At 65.2% G+C, this 21,497-nt stretch carries 25 protein-coding genes; 12 read left to right on the top strand and 13 right to left on the bottom strand.

The genetic code is table 11. The features are described from left to right. The first annotated feature begins 82 nt into the window (after positions 1 to 82). Positions 83 to 952 (top strand): alpha/beta fold hydrolase, encoded by an 870-nt coding sequence (locus tag ACV229_RS11470; RefSeq protein ID WP_448083240.1) that lies wholly within the window; start codon positions 83 to 85, stop codon positions 950 to 952. Positions 953 to 1,053: 101 nt separating this feature from the next. On the opposite strand, the gene hcaR is transcribed toward ACV229_RS11470, so the two are convergent. Beyond that, positions 1,054 to 1,947 (bottom strand): DNA-binding transcriptional regulator HcaR, encoded by an 894-nt coding sequence (gene hcaR, locus ACV229_RS11465; RefSeq protein ID WP_448083239.1) that lies wholly within the window; start codon positions 1,945 to 1,947, stop codon positions 1,054 to 1,056. A 124-nt stretch (positions 1,948 to 2,071) separates the two neighbouring features. On the opposite strand from hcaR, the gene hcaE reads away from it, so the two are divergent. Genes hcaE through hcaD form a run of 5 tightly spaced genes read left to right on the top strand, consistent with a single transcriptional unit; the run spans position 2,072 to position 6,323 of the window. Next, positions 2,072 to 3,427, top strand: coding sequence for a 3-phenylpropionate/cinnamic acid dioxygenase subunit alpha (gene hcaE / locus ACV229_RS11460; RefSeq protein WP_448083238.1), 1,356 nt, complete (start codon positions 2,072 to 2,074; stop codon positions 3,425 to 3,427). Beyond that, complete coding sequence (gene hcaF / locus ACV229_RS11455) at positions 3,424 to 3,966, top strand: 3-phenylpropionate/cinnamic acid dioxygenase subunit beta (protein WP_448083237.1); 543 nt, start codon at positions 3,424 to 3,426, stop codon at positions 3,964 to 3,966. The genes hcaE and hcaF overlap by 4 nt, the downstream gene beginning before the upstream one ends. A 2-nt stretch (positions 3,967 to 3,968) precedes the next feature. After that, positions 3,969 to 4,289 carry a 3-phenylpropionate/cinnamic acid dioxygenase ferredoxin subunit gene (hcaC, locus tag ACV229_RS11450; RefSeq protein WP_448083236.1) on the top strand — a complete coding sequence of 107 codons (321 nt, stop codon included), beginning with the start codon at positions 3,969 to 3,971 and terminating at the stop codon, positions 4,287 to 4,289. Next, positions 4,286 to 5,098, top strand: coding sequence for a 3-phenylpropionate-dihydrodiol/cinnamic acid-dihydrodiol dehydrogenase (hcaB, locus tag ACV229_RS11445; protein ID WP_448083235.1), 813 nt, complete (start codon positions 4,286 to 4,288; stop codon positions 5,096 to 5,098). The genes hcaC and hcaB overlap by 4 nt, the downstream gene beginning before the upstream one ends. Further along, on the top strand, positions 5,091 to 6,323 hold the full coding sequence (gene hcaD / locus ACV229_RS11440; RefSeq protein WP_448083234.1) for a 3-phenylpropionate/cinnamic acid dioxygenase ferredoxin--NAD(+) reductase subunit: 1,233 nt from the start codon (positions 5,091 to 5,093) through the stop codon (positions 6,321 to 6,323). Before hcaB ends, hcaD begins: the two co-directional genes overlap by 8 nt. Positions 6,324 to 6,357: 34 nt before the next feature. Here hcaD and ACV229_RS11435 read toward each other — a convergent pair whose 3' ends face one another. Then, positions 6,358 to 6,969, bottom strand: a complete 612-nt coding sequence (locus ACV229_RS11435) for a LysE family translocator (RefSeq protein WP_448083233.1) — start codon at positions 6,967 to 6,969, stop codon at positions 6,358 to 6,360. A 195-nt stretch (positions 6,970 to 7,164) separates the two neighbouring features. Here ACV229_RS11435 and ACV229_RS11430 point away from each other — a divergent pair, with 195 nt between their 5' ends. After that, entirely contained in the window at positions 7,165 to 7,692 is a 528-nt protein-coding gene (locus tag ACV229_RS11430) for a GNAT family N-acetyltransferase (protein ID WP_448083232.1), read from the top strand. 18 nt (positions 7,693 to 7,710) lie between these two features. On the opposite strand, the gene ACV229_RS11425 is transcribed toward ACV229_RS11430, so the two are convergent. Beyond that, positions 7,711 to 8,772 carry an alkene reductase gene (locus ACV229_RS11425; protein WP_448083231.1) on the bottom strand — a complete coding sequence of 354 codons (1,062 nt, stop codon included), beginning with the start codon at positions 8,770 to 8,772 and terminating at the stop codon, positions 7,711 to 7,713. A 55-nt stretch (positions 8,773 to 8,827) separates the two neighbouring features. Next, entirely contained in the window at positions 8,828 to 9,136 is a 309-nt protein-coding gene (locus ACV229_RS11420; protein ID WP_448074605.1) for an ArsR/SmtB family transcription factor, read from the bottom strand. 270 nt (positions 9,137 to 9,406) lie between these two features. Between ACV229_RS11420 and ACV229_RS11415 the strand changes: the two genes are divergently transcribed. Then, positions 9,407 to 10,381, top strand: a complete 975-nt coding sequence (locus ACV229_RS11415) for a helix-turn-helix transcriptional regulator (RefSeq protein WP_448083230.1) — start codon at positions 9,407 to 9,409, stop codon at positions 10,379 to 10,381. Positions 10,382 to 10,524: 143 nt separating this feature from the next. Here the strand turns inward: ACV229_RS11415 and ACV229_RS11410 are convergent, their stop codons facing one another. The 5 genes from ACV229_RS11410 to ACV229_RS11390 form a co-directional block, all read right to left on the bottom strand. Then, positions 10,525 to 12,024, bottom strand: coding sequence for a hypothetical protein (locus ACV229_RS11410; protein ID WP_448083229.1), 1,500 nt, complete (start codon positions 12,022 to 12,024; stop codon positions 10,525 to 10,527). A gap of 13 nt (positions 12,025 to 12,037) precedes the next feature. Beyond that, positions 12,038 to 13,519, bottom strand: a complete 1,482-nt coding sequence (locus tag ACV229_RS11405; RefSeq protein WP_448083228.1) for an LVIVD repeat-containing protein — start codon at positions 13,517 to 13,519, stop codon at positions 12,038 to 12,040. Between the two features lie 84 nt (positions 13,520 to 13,603). After that, positions 13,604 to 14,026 (bottom strand): hypothetical protein, encoded by a 423-nt coding sequence (locus ACV229_RS11400; RefSeq protein WP_448083227.1) that lies wholly within the window; start codon positions 14,024 to 14,026, stop codon positions 13,604 to 13,606. Positions 14,027 to 14,436: 410 nt separating this feature from the next. Beyond that, the gene (locus ACV229_RS11395; protein ID WP_448083226.1) at positions 14,437 to 14,709 is read right to left on the bottom strand and encodes a DUF4148 domain-containing protein; all 273 of its coding nucleotides are present in this window, start codon (positions 14,707 to 14,709) and stop codon (positions 14,437 to 14,439) included. A gap of 59 nt (positions 14,710 to 14,768) precedes the next feature. Continuing rightward, complete coding sequence (locus tag ACV229_RS11390; protein WP_448083225.1) at positions 14,769 to 15,113, bottom strand: DUF4148 domain-containing protein; 345 nt, start codon at positions 15,111 to 15,113, stop codon at positions 14,769 to 14,771. Between the two features lie 192 nt (positions 15,114 to 15,305). Here ACV229_RS11390 and ACV229_RS11385 point away from each other — a divergent pair, with 192 nt between their 5' ends. Then, positions 15,306 to 15,839 (top strand): sigma-70 family RNA polymerase sigma factor, encoded by a 534-nt coding sequence (locus ACV229_RS11385; RefSeq protein ID WP_448083224.1) that lies wholly within the window; start codon positions 15,306 to 15,308, stop codon positions 15,837 to 15,839. After that, positions 15,839 to 16,624 carry an anti-sigma factor family protein gene (locus ACV229_RS11380; RefSeq protein WP_448083223.1) on the top strand — a complete coding sequence of 262 codons (786 nt, stop codon included), beginning with the start codon at positions 15,839 to 15,841 and terminating at the stop codon, positions 16,622 to 16,624. The genes ACV229_RS11385 and ACV229_RS11380 overlap by 1 nt, the downstream gene beginning before the upstream one ends. Before the next feature lie 131 nt (positions 16,625 to 16,755). On the opposite strand, the gene ACV229_RS11375 is transcribed toward ACV229_RS11380, so the two are convergent. The 3 genes from ACV229_RS11375 to ACV229_RS11365 form a co-directional block, all read right to left on the bottom strand. Continuing rightward, a complete protein-coding gene (locus tag ACV229_RS11375) occupies positions 16,756 to 17,067 on the bottom strand; it encodes a cupredoxin domain-containing protein (protein ID WP_448083279.1) in 312 nt (103 codons plus the stop codon). A gap of 49 nt (positions 17,068 to 17,116) precedes the next feature. After that, positions 17,117 to 18,061, bottom strand: a complete 945-nt coding sequence (locus tag ACV229_RS11370) for a metallophosphoesterase family protein (RefSeq protein ID WP_448083222.1) — start codon at positions 18,059 to 18,061, stop codon at positions 17,117 to 17,119. Between the two features lie 228 nt (positions 18,062 to 18,289). Further along, positions 18,290 to 18,679 (bottom strand): DUF3331 domain-containing protein, encoded by a 390-nt coding sequence (locus ACV229_RS11365; RefSeq protein WP_448083221.1) that lies wholly within the window; start codon positions 18,677 to 18,679, stop codon positions 18,290 to 18,292. Between the two features lie 292 nt (positions 18,680 to 18,971). Between ACV229_RS11365 and ACV229_RS11360 the strand changes: the two genes are divergently transcribed. Next, complete coding sequence (locus ACV229_RS11360; RefSeq protein WP_448083220.1) at positions 18,972 to 19,625, top strand: TetR/AcrR family transcriptional regulator; 654 nt, start codon at positions 18,972 to 18,974, stop codon at positions 19,623 to 19,625. Between the two features lie 122 nt (positions 19,626 to 19,747). On the opposite strand, the gene soxR is transcribed toward ACV229_RS11360, so the two are convergent. After that, positions 19,748 to 20,218 (bottom strand): redox-sensitive transcriptional activator SoxR, encoded by a 471-nt coding sequence (gene soxR, locus ACV229_RS11355; protein WP_448083219.1) that lies wholly within the window; start codon positions 20,216 to 20,218, stop codon positions 19,748 to 19,750. Positions 20,219 to 20,297: 79 nt separating this feature from the next. Here soxR and ACV229_RS11350 point away from each other — a divergent pair, with 79 nt between their 5' ends. After that, on the top strand, positions 20,298 to 21,491 hold the full coding sequence (locus tag ACV229_RS11350; protein ID WP_448083218.1) for an efflux RND transporter periplasmic adaptor subunit: 1,194 nt from the start codon (positions 20,298 to 20,300) through the stop codon (positions 21,489 to 21,491). The last annotated feature ends 6 nt before the right edge of the window (positions 21,492 to 21,497 follow it).

Genomic DNA, 21,497 nt, shown 5'->3' with positions numbered 1-21,497 from the left:
CAGCGCGCCGCTTCGCGTTTTTCAGTGGCGGATGCGCAAGCGTGCATTCGCGTGATCGATGCATGAACGAACGAGGTTCAACATGACGCAGCAAGGACACACATTGACGGAAGAAGGCACGAGCCGGTTCGTGCAGGTGAAGGTCGGCGAGCACGACCTGAAGCTGCACTACAACGACGCGGGGCAGGGCCGCGAAACAGTCGTGATGCTGCACGGCTCCGGGCCCGGCGCGAGCGGCTGGGCGAATTTCCACCGCAACGTCGGCGCGTTCGTCGATGCCGGCTTTCGCGTCGTGCTGCTCGACTGCCCGGGCTGGAGCAAGAGCGACACGATCGTGAACACGGGCTCGCGCTCCGAGCTGAACGCGCGCGCGCTGAAGGCGCTGCTCGATGCGCTCGACATCGAACGCGTGCACATCGTCGGCAACTCGATGGGCGGCCATAGCGCAGTTGCATTCGCGCTGCTGTATCCGCAACAGGTCGGCAAGCTCGTGCTGATGGGCGGCGGAACCGGCGGCCCGAGCCAGTTCGTGCCGATGCCGACCGAAGGCATCAAGCTGCTGCAGAAGGTGTATCGCGAGCCGACGCTCGACAACCTGAAGCAGATGCTGAACATCTTCGTGTACGACACGAGCAGCCTGACCGACGAGCTGATGCAGGCACGCCTCGCGAACATCCTCGCGCACCGCGACCATCTCGAGAATTTCGTGAAGAGCCTCGCCGCGAATCCGAAGCAGTTCACCGACTACGGCCCGCGCCTCGGCGAGATCGCCGCGCCGACGCTCGTGATCTGGGGCCGCGACGACCGCTTCGTGCCGCTCGATATCGGCCTGCGTCTGGTGTGGGGGATGCAGAACGCCGAGCTGCACGTGTTCAGCCGCTGCGGCCACTGGGCGCAGTGGGAGCATGCGGAGAAGTTCAACCGGATGGTGCTCGAGTTCCTCGGCGCCTGACGGCCTGCATCAGGCGTGACGGTCACGCATGACCGTCGGGCCGCGCCGCGTGCTGCAGCGTGCAGCATGTGGCGCGGCGTTCGCACGTCTGCATGCTGCGTTCAGCCGTGACGCCGGAACGGCGCACGGCGCATCAGGTCGATCAGCGCGTCGAGCTCCGGTGAATGCGGCTCGGTGCGCGTGACCATCAGCAGGTCGATGTCGGGCGTGGGCGGCGCAAGCGGGCGGCAGCACATCGATTCGCCCGCAAGCGCCTCGACATACGCGGGCAGCAACGCGACGCCGAGCCCCATGCCGACGAGGTTCAGGTTCAGCAGGATGTTCGTCGCGACCTGCACGACGTCGGGCTCGATCCGATGCTCGGCGAAATACCGCCCGACGATGTCGTAAAGCTGGCCCGCGTACGCCGGGTTGGTCTGGATGAACGGCTGGCCGTCGAGCATCGCCGCTTCGACCTGCGCATGCGCGGCGAGCGGGTGGCCGGCGGGCATCAGCACGACGAGCGGTTCGGTGAGCACGACTTCCGCATGCAGTTCCGGCGCGTGCACGGGCCGGCGCATGAACGCGATGTCGATGTCGCCGCGCAGCAGCGCGTCCTCCTGTTCCATCGTCGGCAGGCTGCGCAATTCGACGTGCACGCCGGGAAACTGCATGCGCAGCTTCGGCAGGATCGCCGGAAAGATCGCGACCTCCGCCGCGGGCACGAATCCGATCTTCACCGTCAGCGCCTGCTGGCGGCCCGCCTGCCGTGCGCGTTCGACCGCGCGATCCGCTTGCGCGAGCACGAGCCGCGCTTCCGCGAGAAACACGCGGCCCGCTTCCGTCAGGTCCACCTTGCGCTTCGAGCGTTCGAGCAGCTGCGTGCCGATCTCGTCTTCGAGATCGCGGATCTGCTGGCTCAGCGACGGCTGCGCGGTGTGCAGCCGCTGCGCGGCGCGCGTGAAGTTCAGCTCGTCGGCGACGGCCACGAAATAGCGCAGGTGTCGGAGTTCCATTCGGCTGTCATCGTCAAAACGTCTAACGGCAAACAAACAAACTATTTCACAACGGATGCTCGGCCGACGATCATCGTCGCGAGCCTGTCCGTATGGAACGGATGGTGCCACGGAGGAGACGCAAATGACAGAGAAGCTTGATATCGACGCGCTCGTCGACGCGAAGAACGGCCGCGTGACGTCGTCGATCTATACCGACCCGGCGATCTACGCGCTGGAGCTCGAACGCATTTTCGGCCGCTGCTGGCTATTCCTCGCGCACGTCAGCCAGATCCCGAACGCCGGCGATTTCTTCAACACGTACATGGGCGAGGATCCGGTCGTCGTCGTGCGACAGAAGGACGGCTCGGTGAAGGCGTTCCTCAATCAATGCCGGCATCGCTCGATGCGCGTGAGCTTCGCCGATTCCGGCAACACGCGCTCGTTCACGTGCCCGTATCACGGCTGGTCGTACGGCACCGACGGCGCGCTGATCGACGTGCCGCTCGAGGAACGCGCGTTTCCGCATGGGCTCTGCAAGCAGCATCTGGGGCTGCAGGAAGTGACGCGCGTCGCGATCTACAAGGGGCTCGTGTTCGGCAACTGGGACGCGGACGCGCCCGATCTCGACACATACATGGGCGACATCGCGTGGTATCTGGACGGCGTGCTCGATCGCCGCGCGGGCGGCACCGAGATCATCGGCGGCGTGCACAAGTGGGTGATCGACTGCAACTGGAAATTCCCGGCCGAGCAATTCGCGAGCGACCAGTATCACGCGCTGTTTTCGCACGCATCGGCGGTCGAGGTGCTCGGTGCGAAGGCCGGCGGCGGCGACAAGGCGCTCGGCGCGGGACAGACCGCGCGCCCCGTGTGGGAGACCGCGAAGGACGCGCTGCAGTACGGCCAGGGCGGGCACGGCAGCGGCTTCTTCTTCACCGAGCAGCCGGACGCGAACGTGTGGGTCGACGGCGAAGTGTCGCAATACTTCCGCGATACGTACGACGAAGCGAAGGCACGCCTCGGCGAGGTGCGCGCACGGCGGCTCGCGGGCCACAACAACCTGTTCCCGACGATGTCCTGGCTGAACGGCACCGCGACGCTGCGCGTGTGGCATCCGCGCGGCCCGAACCAGGTCGAGGTGTGGGCGTTCTGCATCGCGGACAAGGACGCGTCCGACGACGTGAAGGCCGCGTTCGAGCGCAGCGCGACGCGCGCGTTCGGGCCGGCCGGCTTCCTCGAGCAGGACGATTCGGAGAACTGGGTCGAGGTACAGAAGGTGCTGCGCGGCAGCCGTGCGCGCAAGACGCAGCTCTGCGTGGAAATGGGACTCGGCGGCGAGCGCGTGCGCGGCGACGGGATTCCCGGCATCACGAACTACATCTTCTCGGAGACGGCCGCGCGCGGGATGTACCGCCGCTGGGCCGACCTGCTGCTGTCGGAGACCTGGGACGAGGTCGAGCGGCGCACCCGCGAATACGAACAGGAGCTCGTGAAATGAACGACATGGCAACGATCGAACGCGAGCCGGTGACGCTCGTGCTGCATCACGACATCACGCAATTCCTGTACCGAGAGGCCGAATGCCTCGACGCGTGGTGCTTCCGCGACTGGCTCGCACTGCTGAGCGACGACGTTCACTACACGATGCGCACGACCGTCAATGCGCAAACGCGCGACCGCCGCAAGGGCGTGCAGCCGCCGACGACGTGGATCTTCAACGACACGAAGGCGCAGCTCGAACGCCGGATCGCGCGGCTCGAGACGGGCATGGCGTGGGCCGAGGAACCGCCGTCGCGTACGCGGCACCTGGTCACGAACGTGCGGATCGAGCCCGCCGATGCGCCGGGCGAATATGACGTGCAGGTCAACTATCTGCTGTACCGCTCGCAGAAGGAGCGCGACGAGACGTTCTACGTCGGCGCGCGGCGCGACCGCGTGCGGCGTGCGGACAACGCCGCCGGCTGGCAAGTGTGCCGCCGCGAGATCGTCCTCGACCAGGCGGTGCTGTCTTCCCATAACCTGAGTGTGCTTTTCTGATCATGGCTCGAATTCTCGTAGGCCCCGTCGATGCGCTTGCCGACGGCGAGGCGACCAAGGTGGCCGGCGCGCACGGCGCGATCGCGGTGTTTCATGTGCAGGGCGCGTTCTATGCGATGTCGGACCGATGCAGCCACGGCAACGCGTCGATGTCGGACGGCTACGTCGAGGACGACGCGACCGTCGAATGCCCGCTGCATGCCGCGCGCTTTTGCCTGAAGACCGGCGCTGCGCTGTGCCAGCCCGCGACGGAAGCGCTGCGGACGTTCCCGGTCGTCGTCGACGCGGGCGCGCTTTACGTTGACGAACCGGAGGTGGCATGACCTGGCTCCAGGGAGAAGTCGCACTGATTACCGGCGGCGGGTCGGGCCTCGGGCTCGCGCTCGTCGAACGTTTTCTCGCGGAGGGCGCGCACGTCGGCGTGCTCGAGCGCTCGGCGGAGAAGGTCGATGCGTTGCGAACGCGATTCGGGTCGGACGTCGAGGTCGTGCAAGGCGACGTGCGCGCCTATGACGACAACCGGCGGGCGGTCGAGTCGACCGTCGCGCGCTTCGGCAAGCTCGATACGTTTGTCGGCAACGCGGCATTGTGGGATCACGGCGCGAGCCTGCTCGACCTGCCGCCCGAGCGGCTCGACGCAGGTTTCGACGAGCTGTTCGCGGTCAACGTGAAGGGCTATCTGCTCGGCGCGAAGGCGGCGGCCGACGCGCTCGTCGCGTCGCAGGGCAGCATGATCTTCACGCTGTCGAACGCGGCGTTCTATCCGGGCGGCGGCGGTCCGCTGTACACGGCGAGCAAGCATGCGGCGGCCGGCCTGATCCGCGAGCTCGCGTACGAACTCGCGCCGCGCGTGCGCGTGAACGGCGTCGCGCCGTGCGGCATGGCGAGCGACCTGCGCGGCCCGGAGGCGCTCGGCCAGTCGCAGCAGCGCATCATGGATTCGCGCACGCCCGAGGCGATCGCGAGCATCCTGCCGCTGCAGTTCTTCCCGGCGCCGGCCGATTTCACCGGGCCGTTCGTGCTGCTCGCGTCGCGTGCGAACAACCGGACGCTGTCCGGCGTGATGATCCAGGCCGACGCGGGGCTTGGCATCCGAGGGATCCGTCATGTCGCGGGAGGCCTGCATGGATGACGCGCGCAAGAACGGCGATTGCGTGATCGTGGGCGCCGGACAGGCCGGCGCGACCGCGGCCGCCGAGTTGCGGCGTCGCGGCTTCGACGGTCGCATCGTGTTGATCGGCGATGAGCCGCATTTGCCGTATGAGCGTCCGCCGCTGTCGAAGGACGTGCTGCTGAAACCCGACGACGTGCGTGCGCCGCTGTTTCCCGCAGCGTTCTACGACGCGCAGCGGATCGAGCTGCGGCTCGGCACGCGTGTCGCGGCGATCGATCCGGCGCGGCACCGGCTGACGCTAGCCGACGGCACGTCGCTCGGTTTCGGCAAGCTGCTGCTCGCGACCGGCGCGCGCGTACGCCGGTTGCCGATGCTCGATCGTCTCGGTGACGGCGTGCATACGCTGCGCACGCTCGACGATGCACATGCGCTCGGCCGTGCGTTGCGGGCGGGGGCGCACGTGCTGATCGTCGGCGGCGGCGTGATCGGCATGGAGCTGGCGTCGAGCGCGGTCGAACTCGGCGCGCGCGTGACCGTGATCGAGCAGGCGCACGACGTGATGGCGCGTTGCGCACCGCCGCCGGTTCGCGCGCATCTGCGCGCGCTGCATCATGCGCGCGGCGTCGACGTGCTGACGGGGCGGCGGCTCGTCGACGCGTCGCGTGACGGCAATACCTTCGTGCTGACGCTGGCCGACGGAGCTGTGCTGCGCGGCGATGCGATCGTCTACGGCATCGGTGTCGAACCTGACGATGCGCTCGCGCGGGATGCCGGCTTGCGCACGGACGGCGCGATCCTGGTCGACCGTGCGTGCCGGACCTCGCATCCGGACATCTACGCCGCCGGCGACAACGCGGCCGAACCGGATGTGCAAACCGGCGCACACGTGCGCCGCGAGAGCTGGGACAACGCGAACCGGCAGGCGGCGCGGGCCGCTGCCGCGATGATCGACGTGGACGAAGATACGGCGTACGTGCCGTGGTTCTGGAGCGACCAGTGCGGCGTGAACGTGCAGTTCGCCGGGGACATGTCCGCGGACGAATGGATCGTGCGCGGCGACCTGTCGGCATCCGCATGCGCGCTGTTCGGGTTGCGCGACGGTGTGGTGACGGCCGGGGTGACGCTCAATCGCGGGCAGGACATGCGGAGCATCCGCACGTTGATCGAGCGGCGCGCAGTGCTCGCGCCGGACGTGCTGAGCGATCCCGCGCAGAACCTGCGCGCGCTGGCGAAGGGCGCATAGCGGCCGGCCCCCGCTGCGCGGACGCGACGCTTGCTCAGCGCGTCGCGATCGCGACGGCCGCGCCGGCCATTGCAGCCGCGCTCGTGCGGTTCGCGATCTTCATCGCGCGCCGCGTCATGATGAACTTGCGGACGCGCGTGGCGACGAACGCCCATGCGCAATCCGAGATGATCAGCACTGCAAGCATCGTCGCGACGAGCTCGGCCCAGCCGGTCACGCTGACGTGCGACAGGTCGATGATGGTCGGCAGCAGCGCCAGGTAGAAGAGAACGATTTTCGGATTTCCAAGCGTCACCAGCAGGCCGGCGGCGAACATGCGCGCGGCCGATCGGCCGCGGGGGATGTCGTCCATTGCCGGGTCGGTCGGCGCGGTCCACATCTTCCATGCGAGGAAGAGCAGATAACCGACGCCGGCGAGCTTCAGCACGTAGAAACCGGCCGCGAACGTGTGCGCAACGACGGCGAGGCCGCCCACCGCGCAGGTCAGCCAGACGGCTTCGCCGAGCCACATCGCGACGAGGAACGGCAGCACGTCGCGGAAGCCGTTCGTGAGCACGCGCGCGACGAGCGCGGCAACGCTCGGGCCGGGCGTGCCGGCCAACACGAACAGGGCGATCGCGAATGCGACGAGGCTTGAGGCGCTCATGGATCTCTGGCTCCGGAGGGGCTTGGCAGGCGATCAGGCGGCCGGGCCGGAATCGCGCCGGCCATCCGCATGGAAATCGTCCTGCGACCTGCCGGTGAACGCGGACACCATCACGCGGACCTCGCCGGCAAGCGTTCGAAACGTATGAAGTTTCGATTATAGTGACGGCCGTTCCAGCCGCCTACCCCCGACGCCATGACCGCTCCTGTCACGATCCGCCTGGCCACCCCGCACGACGCCGCCGCGATGGCCGCCGTGGAAGTCGCCGCCGCCGAGCGCTTTCGCGCGATCGGCATGCCGGATATCGCCGACGGCGAGCCGACCGACGCGGCGGCCGTGCGCGTGCGCATCGATGCGGGTCATGCCTATGTCGCGCTCGACGCGCACGGCACGTGCGTCGGCTTCGCGTTCTACCGGCTGCTCGACGCGCGGCGGCTGTATCTCGAGGAACTGGATGTCGCGCCGTCGCACGCGGGACAGCGGATCGGCGCGTGCCTCGTCGAAACGGTGGCCGCACGCGCGGCGGCGGACGGGGTCGACGAGATCGTGCTGTCGACGTTCCGCGCACCGCCGTGGAATGCGCCGTATTACCGGCGCCTCGGTTTCGACGATATCGATGATGCGACGCTTGACGACGCGCTGCGCGAGATCCGCGCGCATCACGTCGCGCGCGGCCTCGATGAAACGCAGCGCGTGTTCATGCGGCGCGGCTTGCGCGCATGAACACGCGCCGGACGGCCGTCAGGCCGCGTCGCTGAGCGCGGGGTAGTCGGTATAGCCCGTTTCGCCTTCCGCATAGAAGGTTTCAGGCACAGGAGCGTTGAGCGGCGCGTCGATTTCGAAACGGCGCGGCAGGTCGGGGTTCGCGATGAACAGCTTGCCCCACGCGATCGCATCGGCTTCGCCGCTTTCGAGCACCTGCTGCGCGCCGTCGAGCGAGAATTGCTCGTTCGCGATCAGCGGGCCGCCGAACGCCTTCTTCAGTTGCGGGCTCAGGTGATCGCCCGAGTACGACTCGCGCGTGAAGATGAATGCGATCTTGCGGCGGCCGAGCTCGCGCGCGACATAGCCGAACGTCGCGGCCGGATCCGAGTCACCCATCGTGTGTGAGTCGCCGCGCGGCGCGAGATGCACGCCGACGCGCCCCGCGCCCCAGACGTCGATCGCCGCGTCGACCACTTCGAGCAGCAGGCGCGCACGGTTCTCCACCGGGCCGCCGTACGCATCGGTGCGGTGGTTGGTGCTGTCCTGCAGGAACTGGTCGAGCAGGTAGCCGTTCGCGCCGTGGATCTCGACGCCGTCGAACCCTGCCGCCTTCGCGTTTTCCGCGCCCTTGCGGTACGCGGCGACGATCCCCGGGATCTCGTCGAGGTCGAGCGCACGCGGCGTCACGTACGGACGCTGCGGACGCACGAGGCTCACGTGGCCGCTTGCGGCGATCGCGCTCGGCGCGACCGGCAGCTCGCCGTCGAGGAAGATCGGATCGGAGATCCGGCCGACGTGCCAGAGCTGCAGCACGATGCGGCCGCCCGCGTCATGCACTGCACGCGTGACGCGCTTCCAGCCTTCGACCTGCTCGTCGGACCAGATGCCCGGCGTGCCGGCATAGCCGACGCCGTGCGGCGTCACCGCAGTCGCTTCGCTGATGATCAGGCCGGCCGATGCGCGTTCCGCGTAGTAGCGGGCCATCAGCTCGTTGGGGATGCGCGTGTCGCCCGCACGGGAGCGGGTGAGCGGCGCCATCACGATGCGGTTCGGCAGGGTCAGGTCGCCGAGAACAACGGGGTCGAACAGCGTAGGCATACTAAATACCTCTTCAGGATTGGCGGGGTGAAGTCCCGCTGGCCAGTCAGCCGGGTTAGAGTTCGCGGCGCAGCGCGTCGAGAAATGCGTCGATGACGGCTTCGTTGCGCTTGAAGAACGCCCACTGGCCGACCCGGGTCGACGTCACGAGGCCCGCGCGCTGCAGCGTCGCAAGATGCGCGGATACTGTGGACTGCGACAGCCCGCAGCGCGCGTCGATCTGGCCCGCGCAGACGCCGTGGTCGAACGACAGCGTCTGTTCCGGGAAATGCGCGCCGGGCGTGCGCAGCCACTCGAGGATGTCCCGGCGGACAGGGTTCGCAAGCGCCTTGAGGATCGCGTCGATATCGAGGTCGGTCGGCATTTGAGGGGAGATTCTTCAGGCAAATCAGCATCGTCGATGGACGAATCTTATATCGGATTTTGACGATATGCACGAAGACACTGTTTGCAATGGGGGTGATAGCTGTGGACCTACCGGGTCCGGCGTTTCAGGGGGCTGATCCCGGACCATTCAGCGATACAAATCTCGGCTTGGGCGCAGATCGACAAACGGGTAAGACTCAAGTAAGAATGGGCATCTACAGTCGGTTGATCCACGAAACACCATCGCGGCAGGTAGCAGGTCACTCTCATGGAAACGCCATTGAATCAGATGAAAGCGGGGCGCGTGGCAGGCCGGACGGCCATGAGCGATGTCTGCACGATTGCTCCCGACGGTACCCGGGTGAACTGGCAGCCGCCTTCGAAGTGGAAAAGACGATCCATCGCACCGTCGTTCTCCGCTGTCACGATCGACCACTACCTCGCGGGCGCCTCGGAAATCGTCGATCTGGAGACGACCGGCGCGATGTTCGCCATGTACCTGAGGGTACCGACAACGCTGGAGCTTCGAACGGACGGCAACGGGTGGGCCTCGAAGCGTCTTCGGACGCCGTTGATGTACGTGCCGGCCGGATTTTCGTTTTCCAGCAGATGGTCGAAGGAAACCGAATGGATCACGGTTCACTTCGAGCCGTCATGGTTGGCGCGATCGGGTCTGCCGATGAACGAGCAGCAACGCATCTCGACCGCGCCGCGCTTCGACGTGAGTGACGATCTGCTCATGCAGATCGTCAAAAGCATCCATGAAGACGCATTGGCGGGGATGCCACTGGGGCCGATGTACGCGGAAGCGCTGGGCGCGGCCGCCCTTCGTCGCGTGGCGTACCTGGAATCGAGGCCGCGGGCTCGAGAGTACGCCCATGCGCCAATGATGCAAAAGGCCATCGAGTACATCCAGGATAACTTCCAGGACGATTTGACGCTCTCGATGGTTGCCGATGCAGTGGACTATCCTGGCGATCTGTATTCGTTCATCAGAAGCTTCAAGAAGGTCAACGGGGTGACGCCGCATCAGTACATCATCGAAAGCCGCTTGCAAGCGGCGCGCACCCTGATCGTAAGTGGGCAGTGCGATATCACGGAAGCGGCGCTCACCTGCGGTTTTTCGACGGCCAGCCATTTCTCGGCAACGTTCCGCAAGCGGTGGGGGATATCTCCCTCCGAGCTCAAGCCAGGTGCCGCGATCATGACGCGAGAGGAAGCGAGAGAATCCATAGGCTACTGATCGTCAATGCAATTGTCGGAACAAGCAGTGGCAGTTGATTGAATGCGTCAGTTCCAGATGGCCGATGTCGGCAACGGATTCCAGCCGAGCCCGTGTGGATCGGACAAGCGCGCAATCGGCAACAGGGCGAAGCAACCCGCTCTTTATCGAACAATGGCCATGCCACCACCTGCGAATGGTGCGGATAGAATCCAGAGTCCGGTCGTCGTGTAGAGCAGCATGACGACGAGAGTCGGAAATTGACTGAGGGCCGCCATTCTTCCCGTACCAAAGATCTGCAACGCGATCCGGTGCGCTGAAATGATGCCGGCCACATGGCCGATCAATATCGCCGCGACTTGAACATGCCAGACGAAATTTGCAGGCAGAATGAGCGCGGGAAGATGGTGATCTGCAGTCCAGAATAGATTCCATCCTTTCCCGAAAGGATCCGAGGCGAGCCGGACGACATCGGGCCCTTGTGACGCTACCAGCGTGAAGTAATGTGCGACGTTATAGCCGACCGCCACCGGGATGATCGCCGGAGAGAACGCGCGAACGAGCAGGGCGGACGAAATCTCCGTCCTCAGCGCTGCCTTTCCGCATAGGCAGGCGAGCCAAAGCACGAACGCGAACGGCAGTGGCGACAGGAACAAGGCTGCGTACTGAAATGCATGGTATCCCGCCTGCAGAAGAGGAAAGGACTTCGTGATGTCCGAGCCGACAAAAGGTGTCAGCAGCCGATAGATGCCGACCCAGTAAAAATCGACAAACACGCGCGTATCACGAAAACCGTCGAACGCCGTTGAAGACAGCAGAAAGAGGATGCAGAGCACGAGCCCGGCAGGCGGGACGCGCAAGACGCCACCCTCCGCGCGCGGAACCATGATCGGACCGACGATCTTCATTCGTCGTTTCGACGGCCGCAGAAGCGAGAGTGAGCCGACGATGTTGAATACCACCTCGAACAGTTCAAAGCATCCGAACCAGTTCCTCGAGCCAAGAACGGCTGCCCCGAGCAAATTGATGGCGGTGTAGGCAAGCAATGCGATGCCGAGTTCTCGCGGGCTTCCAGTCCCGAACAACTCGATGCCAATCAGGCCGTACATGAAGACGAACGCGACATAGTATCCGCGAGAATCAACCGGACGCAGCGCATGCGCTTTCATCTCCGTGATTCCCGTCATTCGTGCGGCCGTCCGCCACGGATTGACGCTGCGATAGAGATTGCCGACGAATGCGCAAAGATACTGAAAGCCCAGAACAAAGATGATCCAGAACAACGTCATGCTGAGGTTCGCGCTGGCAACCTGCGACCCGGCAAGACCGCACACGATGCTCAGAAGCAGGGCGGCAACCCAGACAACCGGGAGTATCCGATGTCTTGGCATGCTGCGCCGGCGATTCCTGCGTTTGGCGTTGTCCGGCTTCAACCGGAGCAGCGAGCCGAACCAGAGCCCATCGCGTCCGATGCCAATCGCAATGGCAAATGACGCGACCAGTGCGGCGACGCATCCGTACAAATACAACCAGAGAGGCAGCGGAAGGGTGTAGGTTGCGCCGAATGCGTGCGCGTGCGCGGCAGCCGGGATGCCGCAAGGAATGGCGAGGAAGCCTTTCGCATATCCGCGCAAAAGGCTCCGCGTTCGATCGAGGATCTGCATTGCCACGGCCGGATCAGTGGACAGTCAGTCCGTTCGGACCGGCCGAGGCGGTGACGTGTGCTGCGTAAAACCCGCCATTCACTCCCGCGAACCAGATGTTTCCCGAGCGCGTGTCGTAATGAACGTCGCTCATCAGATACTCGTTCTTGGTTGCGCACATCAAGCCGCAGAATACGTTGTTGGGATGCGCCGGCGGGTTGTAGTAGGCAAATTCCTTGATGTGCAACGGATCCCGAATGTCGAGCAGGCGCAAGCCGGAGCCATACCATGTGACGAACAATGCGGTGGCATTCGCTACGTTGTCGACGCCGGTGTAGTGGCCCCAGTACGTTACGTTGTCGTTCGCCACCGCAGCCGCGTTTTTCGGATCGCTGGCCTCGGTTGTATAGGTCGCGGCCACTTTCATGTGCGCGGGATCGCTTACGGGAATGACGTGGTATTGCACGCCCGCGCACTCGGCCCCTGCGAAGATGTACGGTGTGCCGTTGACGATCGCGAATTGAACCGTGTGTCCCTGCGAGTCTCCGCAGTCCGTCCAGTCGACTTTCCCGAGCAGCTTGAACGAAGCATTGGCAGAGCGGTTCTGGATCGACGTGACGTCGAAGGTGCGGACGCCTGTGTGCTTGACCGTCTCTGTCGAGAAGCTCGCGACGGTTCCCCAGTAAAGCGTATTGCCATCTGCGCTGATGTCGCCGTCGTGCCAGGCTTCGGCGCCGGTGTTCTCCGGATCGTCGCTCCAGTTCCAGGTTGCGATGACCTTCGGGGCGGCGGGCACCGAGATATCGACGGCAGCGAGCGTGGCCTGTGATGCCGGCGCGGAAAACGCCTTGATCGTCGAAATATAGGCGGTCTTGCCATCCGGAGAGATTTTCAAGCCGTGGATGCCGCCGGGGAAAAGATCTCGCGTGTTCAGCGTGGCGACGCGAACGGGATTGCGACAGTCTTGCGAGAGGTCATAGACGTCCAGCGCGTCGGCGGCGATGCCATCGATGCTCGGATTGTCTGCACCGAAAAGGCTCGTATACAAAGGATTCGTGCGCGAGGTCGCGAAGGCCACCATGACACCGGTGGCCGAACCCGCTTCGAGTCCTTCCCAGCTGTTGCGCCCGGTCGGGCTCGACACGATCCTGACCAGGGAGGGCTTCGCCGGATCGCTGACATCGACCACCGCCAACCCCTCGAGCGGGTGGTTCCCCGCCGAGCCGTTGTCGAGGTACGCGCAGTTTTTGTACCACGCCATTTGCATGTTGCCGCCTCGATCCATCAGCGTTGACTGGCCGACGAGCGTCACGCCTTTGCGATAGCCCTCCATCGAACGGCCGCTGTTCTGGTCGGCAATGGGTACTTGCCCTTGAAGCCCCGTTTCCGGCAGGTCGTCTGCCGCAAGTGTCGAGGCGGTGATGTTGTCTCCGCCATGGCCACTGCAAGCGGCAAGGCAAGCGGCAATGACTGAAACCACCAACAGGGCCGTGGTTAGCGCCTTGTAACGTCGCATGAATGTCTCCCGGGAGTCGTCGCTCCATCTGGTTTTCGTGGCAGAACGCTGGTTACTCGTTCGATGACTGCAGATTTCCCCCGGTCAGCGGGGGTATATCTCGATCGTGGCGACCTCGATCTGGTCGCCCCTTCCGTTATGAAAATGGAGAGAAAAGCGCCCGGTGATGCCGACCGGGAAGATGTCAAGTGATTGCTCGCCGCCGGACGAGCAGGCTGCGAAGGCGCCGGGGATTTCATGGACCATCAGGACGCCGGCCTCGCGCGAATGCACGTCGAGATGCGCAGGCACACCTTCGCGAATCGCGATCACGGGGCGTTCCCAAGGTGCGTTGCTCCGGTCGACGTAGACCGAGAAGTGCTGTTGGTCCGGAAGCGCCGAGGCGGCCCAGGACAGGTGCCTTGCGACGCCGTAGGTGAGCATCAACGCCGCCGCGGTGGAGATCAGCGCGATGTACAGGCTCCGCTGCCGCGGCTTCGTTTGCTCCACACGGGTGTTTCGTTCCATGAACGCTCGCGCCACTCGATCGACTCTGTTGCCCGGCCCGCTACGAGGGCGGGTATCGTTCGATGGATGTTAGTGACCGGCGCGGCGCGGAGATATCTGCTTATTGCGAACTGTCGAGAAATTGCGTACTGAGTAACCCCAGTAGCTGCGGATCTGCATCAGGAAATCCGGACCGAAGCGAAGCTCGTTGTTCGCGTACCGGGAGGCCAGAGTACGCGGATTTGCGTGTCTTCAGACGGGACGAGCCGGCGTGATGTGCGTGGGTGCGCACTTTGGAGTGTGTTGACAGCCTCGCACGCGGACGGATCGAGCGAATCCCGAGGCAGGCGCGCGGACAGCCGGGGCGGCACATCCGCGCGTCGCGACGTTTGTGACAGAGCCGTCGCCGCTGCCCTGTTCGGGTACCGCGCCTACTGGCGGGTTTGCGTGGACATGCCTGACTGCGGGGCGGCGGCCGCCGCCGCCGCTTGCGCTGCCTGCTGCGCGGCAACCTTGGCTTCCGCGGCCTGAATGTCGGCGGGATAGTTGCCCTCGTCGCCGGCGGAAGGATTGTACCCGGCGGCTTCCAGCCGATACAGTTCTTCCATCACTTGCGCACGGGTGAGTGGCGCGGGCGACTGGGCCATGGCTGCGCGGCCCGCGAGCAGCGCGACAAAAATAAGAAGTGCGAAATGATATTTCATGATGATGCTCCTGGAACGTTGCGTGAGTCGGCACGACGGTGCCGAATCAACCCGCCGAGTCAACTGCCGAAATACGGCGTGCAAAAGCTCACGGGACCTGCGCACGGCGCCGTGCCCGGCATCGCCGGCTCGGTTTCACGCTTGCCTGCATCCGACGAACCGGCCGACTGGCTGCCTGATCCGCTCTGGTCCGGCTGATCGCCCATGCGCTCCGCCTGCTGCTGGAATAGCGGGCTCACATCGGGATAGGACGTATCGGTCACGAATTGCATTCCGTGTTGTTGTGCATCGATCAACGCCTGACGGACTTCGGCGCGCGTCCTGACTTGCGCCGATGCGTGCGTTGCGAATCCGGTCGCGGAAAGGACGGCAATGGAAAGGCCGATCATCAGATGCTTGCTCATGTCACGCTCCTTCGAAAAACGAACGATGGGTACTACATCCGTTTCAACTTCGCGTGACGCGCGTTTATTCCACACATGCAGCGTGCTGCGAGCATTCGTCGAATGCGTGCGGCGATCGGGAATAGAAACCGTGGTCCGGCGGTTATCACTTGTGCGGGTGCAGTTTCGATCAAGTGACGATCCGGGTTCGGAATGGACGAGCAATCTTCAGCCAGGCGCTTCGAGGTGCTGCTGCTGCCTCACATGAATTCCGCGTACAACGTCGCGCGATGGCTGGCCCGCAACGACCAGGACGCGCAGGACATCGTTCAGGACGCGTATATCCGGGCATTCCGGTTCATCGACCGGTTCGACGGCGACGACGCGCGTGCGTGGCTGCTGCGCATCGTTCGCAACGTGTTCTGTACGTGGTATCGGCAGAACCGGCGGCACACGGCCGAATCCCTGTCGCCCGACGACGATGGCGAGATGGACATCAGCGACGAATGCGCAGGCAGCCCGGAAATGTTGCTGATGCGCGATCAGGATCGTCAGCGGGTGATCAGTGCGCTTGCACGCCTGAGCGTCGAACACCGCGAGGTCATCGTGCTGAGAGAAATCGAAGGGTTGTCGTACAAGGAAATCGCGAGCGTCGTCGGCGTGCCGATCGGAACCGTGATGTCCCGTCTGGGGCGCGGTCGCCAGCAGCTTGCCGCGATTCTGACGAGCGTGGGCCAGGAGGCGTGATGGATCATCAACAGGCAGTTGACATGCTGTCCGGGTATCTCGACAACGCGCTGAGTCTGACCGAGAGCGCGGCGTTCGAGCGCCATCTGGCTCGCTGCAGCACATGCCGGCAGGCGTTCGAAGCGCAGCAGCGGGTCGGCGCGCTGATGAAGGCGTGCGGCCTCCGATTCCGCGCGCCTGACGCGCTGCGCGCGCGGATCGTCGCCGATCTGCGCGTGCACAAGACCGTCCTGCAGCGCATTTCAGGCTGGCTTGCGCCGCGCAAGACGATCGGCGTGCCGGTCTGGGCCCCGGCCGGTGCACTGGCCGTCAGTGCGTTCGCGCTGGTGTGGAGCGGGGCGTTTTACCTGTCCGCGCCTGGCGCCGATGTGCGGCTCAGGTCGGAACTCGTCGACAGTCATGTGCGTTCGCTTCAGGCGAGCCACCTGACCGATGTCGTGTCGACCGACCGGCACACGGTGAAGCCATGGTTCGACGGGAAAATCGATTTTGCGCCGCCGGTGCTGGATCTCGCGAGCGACGGCTATCCGCTTGTCGGCGGGCGGCTCGACTACATGAACGGCCACGCGATCGCGGTGCTCGTGTACCGCTACAAGCTGCATCCGATCAACGTGTACGTGTGGCCCGCGGACAGCGCGGCAGAGCCGACGCGCATCTATGTGCAGCACGGCTACCACCTTGCCCACTGGGTGGCCGCGCACATGAACTACTGGGTCGTCACGGACGCGGACGGCCGCGAACTGGGCGGATTCGTCGAACGCCTGCGCACGCGGGCCGGGTCGTAGAGGTACCTGGGAGGATCGCGTCGCACGCGATGTACTTGCGCGGCGGGCGGCGGGCACAGCCGACACGCCGTCCGGCGACGCATCCCGATGAGGAGTGCGCCGCCGGACGGCATGGACGGCGAGGGCCTGCGTCACTCAACCGTGATCGTCTCCTTCATGAACGGGTGGATCCCGCAGAACACCTTGTAGACCCCCGGCTTGTCGAACTTGAACGAGTACGTCTCGTCCTGGTCGAGCGCCTTCGAATGGAAGATGCCGGCGTCGTTGACGATGGTGTGCGGCTCCGCGTCGAGATTCTTCCATGTGAGCGTCGTGCCGGCCTTGATCGTGGTGGCCATCGGCGAAAACATGAAATTCTTGATCGTGACGACCGTGTCGTCCGTGTTCTGCGCGAATGCCGGGACGGTGGCCCCGGATGCCGCGAAGCAGAACGCGACGGCGATGACCGAACGGAATAGCGATTTTTTGTTCACGATGATGCACTCCTTGCGCCTAGGCGATCGTCGTGTCGCGAAGCGCCGACGCCACCGGATGGCCGGCGAACTCGACGGTGGTCACCCCGAGCATCTTCGCGAGCTGGTCGCGCGGCACCGTGAGCGGCAGCGGGCCGGGGCCGTTCCCGGCGGTGGGCTGCGGGTATGCGGTCGAACGCGCGGTGTGGAACGTGATGTTGCCTTCCACTTTCGAGACGATCTGATGGATGTGCCCGTTCAGCACGGTGACCGAACCGAAGCGCTTCAGGTTGTCGATTACCTGCGGCGCATCGCCTGTTCCCCATCCCCACGGCTCGTAGATTGTCCACATCGGCATGTGCGAGAACACGACGATCGGCGTGCTCGACGAGCGGCCCTTGAGATCCTGTTCGAGCCACGCGATCTGATCGGCGCCGAAGCTGCCGAGCCCGTTCGGCTTGAAGTGCATCACGTTGACGAGCCCGACGAAGTGCACGCCGTCATGATCGAAGCTGTAATAGCCGCGGTTGTCCGACGCCTTGCCGAAGCGGCTGAAATACTCGGCGCCGTTGCCGTCGGTGACGTCGTGCTCGCCCGGAACCGTATGAAGTTCGGGAATGGCCAGGCCAGACAGGATCTGCGACGCGAGATCGAATTCCGCCGGTTTCGACAGGTGGGTGATGTCGCCGGTATGAATCGCGAGCGCGGGCTTCACGGGCATTCCGTTGACGAGTTCGATCGTCCGCTTGAGCGTGCTTGCGACGTCCGGGTTGGCTTCCTTGTTGAAGCCGATGTGCGAGTCACTGATCTGCAGGAACAACGGCTTGCCGAGGTTGGCCGGCGACGCGCTGCCTTCCTGCGCCAACGCCAGGTCGAACGGCGTGAGGACGCCGCCCGACAGCGTGAAGAGTGTCCCGAGTCCGCCGAAGGCCATGCACTGCAGGGCCCTCCGACGTGACGGACTGGATGGATTCTGTGAAGACATGAGAGCCTCGCGAGCGATCGAGAATGGCGGACGGCCGGTACGTCCGGGAAGAAACCGGCGCCTTCAGCCGGATATACCGATGGGGCCGTCGATTTATTCCCGCTGCGCGAACGGAATGAACGCAAGTTCTGGTGAATGCCTGATGAATTCCCGGCTGGGGGCGAGGGGAGGTGGTGTCGGCCGGTTGCAAGCTTGCGGCGAGCCCCCTGCAACGGCGGTGTGGCGCGATCAGGCCGCCTCGGCCGCGTCGAGGCAGTCCGCCAGGATCATCGCGCCCGCATTCCCGGGCGTCGACCCGAGCAGTTGCGGGGAATACACGCTGTCGCCGATCTCGATCGGCCGTCCGGACAGCGCGCACGCGCCGCGGCGGCGCGTGACGAACAGCCGCCATTTCTGGTAGCCGTAGCGCCCGGTGCACGCGTCGCACCACGAAATCATCACGCTATCGGGCGCCGGCCGTTCGAGCACGCCGATCGTCGGCCGGCTCGACGGGTTCCACGCCGGCAGCTTGTCGCGCGTCATGCCGCGTCGCCGAGCCGCCGACGTCGTGACCGGCGGCATGCCGACGCTGCCGATCGCCGCGACGGTTCGAAGCCAGGGGGCTGAGCTGTCATCCATGATGTCTGTCCTTTCGAATCGATACGCGATGCGGCGCAACGCGGCGCTACGACAGCCTGATCCGCGGTTGCACGCGGCCGAGGCGGGTTGCGAACTGCAAACCGGCGATGCCGCCGCCGACGATGACAATGCGTACAGGTTCGGACATGGTTAAATCATCACGCGATGAATAAGGTATGATCCTAGCGCGTCGATGCTTGACGTGTCAATCGAAGGGGGAGACCGTCCGGTTCCGGAATTCGGGTCGGACGTGCGGTCGAGGCAGGTAAATACAGGAAGGGAGCAGGAAGACGTGAGTGATGTTTCTGAGCGGTCGCCGTCGAAGCGGCGCGCGCGCGGACGGCCGTTGCCGGGCGCATCCGTCGGTCCGGACGTGATTTTGCGGGCGGCGCGCCGAATGTTTGCGAAACGTGGCTACGACGCGACGAGCGTGCGCGAGATCGCGCGCGAACTGGACGTGGATGCGGCGCTCATCGCGCACCATTTCGGGACCAAGGAAACGCTGTGGCTCGCGGTCGTCGAACAGATCGCGGAACTCGCGGCGCCGCTGTTCGACGCGCTGGGCGCGTTGCGAACGTCGTCGCTGTCACGCCGCGCGCGGGTCGAGCGCGCGCTGGAGCTGGGCATCGACATGGTGTTCGCCGAGCCGGACATCGGCATGTTCTTTTCCACCGCGACGACGGAGGAGGGTGAGCGGCTTAACCGCCTGCTCGAACGGCTGGTGCGCCCGTACCATGCGGTCATGGTGCCGCTGCTGGCCGATGCCGCCGAAGCCGGCGTGATTGCAATGACGGATCCCGACGTGATGTTCTTCATGCTCGAGAACGCGATCGGCACGACGGTGGCGTACAGCCACCTGATGCACGAATTCACGTCGCTGCCTGCGCGGCCGGAGCAGTTCAAGGCAGCCGTGCTCAACACGGCGATCAATCTGCTGGGGCGGTGAGCGACGAGGGCGGAGCAGGCGTCGGCCGCCAGCCGCGGGCAGTCGTTCGCCGAAGCATCACGAGATGCCCCGGCGTCCGTTTCAATGAGCAGGATTCCGTAACGTGTGCGCCCGCACGATCGTCAAACCGGCGGCGGATCCCCCATCCACCGCCGCGCGCCCGGCCCGCGCCGGCCGGCCCGATCCTCGGGGTTCGTCAGCTTGCAGCGCTTCAGCGACAGGCAGCCGCAGCCGATGCATTCGTCGAGATTGATGTAGAGCCGCTGCAGTTCCTCGATGCGGTCCGCGACGCGCTTCTTCCATCCTCGTGACAGCCGCTGCCAGTCCTTGTTGGTCGGCAGCGTGTCGGCCGGCAGGCTCACGAGCTGCTCGGCGATCTCGTCGAGCGAATAGCCGATCTTCTGCGCGAACACGATGAACGCGACGAGCCGCAGCACGGAGCGCGGATAGCGGCGATGGCTCGAGCCGTTGCGCTGCGAGCGGATCATCCCGCGCGATTCGTAGAAGCGCAGCGTCGAGGCCGGCACGCCGCTGCGCGCGGCCACTTCGCGGATCGACAGCAGCGGCAATTTCGTGTCTTCGGTGATACCCATGAAAGCCTCCGGGAATTCTTGACTTAAAGTTAACTTCAACTTTTAAGCTACGCGGCAGTTTAACGTACCGCGAGGCTCCATGCTTTCTTTCCCTGTCCGCAAGGCGTTGTTTCCAGGTGCCGTCTGCGCGCTGCTGCTTGCGCTGTCCGGCTGCCATGACGGCAACGGCGATCCGCCGGCCCAATCTCCTCCCGAAGTCGGCGTCACGACGGTCGCGCCGCGCACGGTGCGGCTCGCCGACGAGTTCAACGGCCGCGTCGAGGCCGTCGACGCAGTCGAGTTGCGGCCGCGCGTGAGCGGCTATCTGGAACGCGTCGCATACAAGGAGGGCGATCTCGTGCCGCAAGGCGCGGTGCTGTTCATGATCGATCCGCGTCCTTACCGGATCGCGCTCGATCGTGCGACCGCGCAGCGTCAGCGGGTGCGCGCGGCGGCCAGTCTCGCGCAGGTGCAGTTCAAGCGCGTGCAGACGCTGATCGACGCGCATGCGACGTCGCAGGAAGAACTCGACAATGCGCGCGCGACCGATGCGCAGGCGCGCGCCGACCTGCAGGCGGCGGAAGCCGCCGTCGCCGACGCGCAGCTCAACCTCGGCTTCACCGAAGTGCGCGCGCCGATCGCGGGCCGCGTCGGCCGCGCGCTCGCGACGGTCGGCAATCTCGCGCGCGCCGACGACACGCTGCTGACGACGGTCGTTTCACAGGATCCGGTCTACGTGTATTTCGATTGCGACGAGCAGAGCTACCTGCGCTACAACGCACGGCGCGCCGATCCCGCGCATCGCGCGATCGGCGCCGATCCGGTGCGCGTCGGCCTCGCGAACGAGACGGGCTTCCCGCACGCGGGCACGGTCGATTTCCTCGACAACCGGCTCGATCCGGCGACGGGCACGATCCGCGCGCGCGTGCGGCTGTCCAACGCGGATCACACGTTCACGCCGGGGCTCTATGCGCGCGTGCAGCTCGTCAGCAGCCGTGACCAGGATGCGCTGCTGGTCGACGACAAGGCCGTGCTGACCGACCAGGACCGCAAGTACGTATACGTGGTCGGCGCTGGCGACAAGGCGCTGCGCCGCGACGTGACGATCGGCCGCGAGCTGGACGGCGAGCGGATCGTCGAGAAGGGGCTGCAGGCCGGCGACCGCGTGATCGTCGAAGGCGTGCAGCGCGTCTACTATCCGGGCGCGCCGGTGAAGCCGAAGGCGTTCGCCGCGCAACCGGTCGCCGCAACGCAGCCCGCATCCGCCGAGGCTGGCGCTGCGGCAGCGCAATGACGGGAG

This window comes from Burkholderia sp. MR1-5-21 (genome assembly GCF_053427715.1).
This window is presented reverse-complemented; position numbering and strand designations above follow the sequence as displayed.

What these genes read in the sequence shown, in the direction of transcription:
- ACV229_RS11370 (WP_448083222.1), bottom strand. Translation starts at nt 18,061, where the DNA reads ATGTCTTCACAGAATCCATCCAGTCCGTCACGTCGGAGGGCCCTGCAG.
- soxR (WP_448083219.1), bottom strand. Translation starts at nt 20,218, where the DNA reads ATGGGTATCACCGAAGACACGAAATTGCCGCTGCTGTCGATCCGCGAA.
- ACV229_RS11390 (WP_448083225.1), bottom strand. Translation starts at nt 15,113, where the DNA reads ATGAGCAAGCATCTGATGATCGGCCTTTCCATTGCCGTCCTTTCCGCG.
- ACV229_RS11400 (WP_448083227.1), bottom strand. Translation starts at nt 14,026, where the DNA reads ATGGAACGAAACACCCGTGTGGAGCAAACGAAGCCGCGGCAGCGGAGC.
- hcaR (WP_448083239.1), bottom strand. Translation starts at nt 1,947, where the DNA reads ATGGAACTCCGACACCTGCGCTATTTCGTGGCCGTCGCCGACGAGCTG.
- ACV229_RS11365 (WP_448083221.1), bottom strand. Translation starts at nt 18,679, where the DNA reads ATGGATGACAGCTCAGCCCCCTGGCTTCGAACCGTCGCGGCGATCGGC.
- ACV229_RS11395 (WP_448083226.1), bottom strand. Translation starts at nt 14,709, where the DNA reads ATGAAATATCATTTCGCACTTCTTATTTTTGTCGCGCTGCTCGCGGGC.
- ACV229_RS11470 (WP_448083240.1), top strand. Translation starts at nt 83, where the DNA reads ATGACGCAGCAAGGACACACATTGACGGAAGAAGGCACGAGCCGGTTC.
- ACV229_RS11430 (WP_448083232.1), top strand. Translation starts at nt 7,165, where the DNA reads ATGACCGCTCCTGTCACGATCCGCCTGGCCACCCCGCACGACGCCGCC.
- ACV229_RS11410 (WP_448083229.1), bottom strand. Translation starts at nt 12,024, where the DNA reads ATGCAGATCCTCGATCGAACGCGGAGCCTTTTGCGCGGATATGCGAAA.
- ACV229_RS11425 (WP_448083231.1), bottom strand. Translation starts at nt 8,772, where the DNA reads ATGCCTACGCTGTTCGACCCCGTTGTTCTCGGCGACCTGACCCTGCCG.
- hcaB (WP_448083235.1), top strand. Translation starts at nt 4,286, where the DNA reads ATGACCTGGCTCCAGGGAGAAGTCGCACTGATTACCGGCGGCGGGTCG.
- ACV229_RS11415 (WP_448083230.1), top strand. Translation starts at nt 9,407, where the DNA reads ATGGAAACGCCATTGAATCAGATGAAAGCGGGGCGCGTGGCAGGCCGG.
- ACV229_RS11350 (WP_448083218.1), top strand. Translation starts at nt 20,298, where the DNA reads ATGCTTTCTTTCCCTGTCCGCAAGGCGTTGTTTCCAGGTGCCGTCTGC.
- hcaE (WP_448083238.1), top strand. Translation starts at nt 2,072, where the DNA reads ATGACAGAGAAGCTTGATATCGACGCGCTCGTCGACGCGAAGAACGGC.
- hcaD (WP_448083234.1), top strand. Translation starts at nt 5,091, where the DNA reads ATGGATGACGCGCGCAAGAACGGCGATTGCGTGATCGTGGGCGCCGGA.
- ACV229_RS11405 (WP_448083228.1), bottom strand. Translation starts at nt 13,519, where the DNA reads ATGCGACGTTACAAGGCGCTAACCACGGCCCTGTTGGTGGTTTCAGTC.
- ACV229_RS11420 (WP_448074605.1), bottom strand. Translation starts at nt 9,136, where the DNA reads ATGCCGACCGACCTCGATATCGACGCGATCCTCAAGGCGCTTGCGAAC.
- hcaF (WP_448083237.1), top strand. Translation starts at nt 3,424, where the DNA reads ATGAACGACATGGCAACGATCGAACGCGAGCCGGTGACGCTCGTGCTG.
- ACV229_RS11435 (WP_448083233.1), bottom strand. Translation starts at nt 6,969, where the DNA reads ATGAGCGCCTCAAGCCTCGTCGCATTCGCGATCGCCCTGTTCGTGTTG.
- hcaC (WP_448083236.1), top strand. Translation starts at nt 3,969, where the DNA reads ATGGCTCGAATTCTCGTAGGCCCCGTCGATGCGCTTGCCGACGGCGAG.
- ACV229_RS11380 (WP_448083223.1), top strand. Translation starts at nt 15,839, where the DNA reads ATGGATCATCAACAGGCAGTTGACATGCTGTCCGGGTATCTCGACAAC.
- ACV229_RS11385 (WP_448083224.1), top strand. Translation starts at nt 15,306, where the DNA reads ATGGACGAGCAATCTTCAGCCAGGCGCTTCGAGGTGCTGCTGCTGCCT.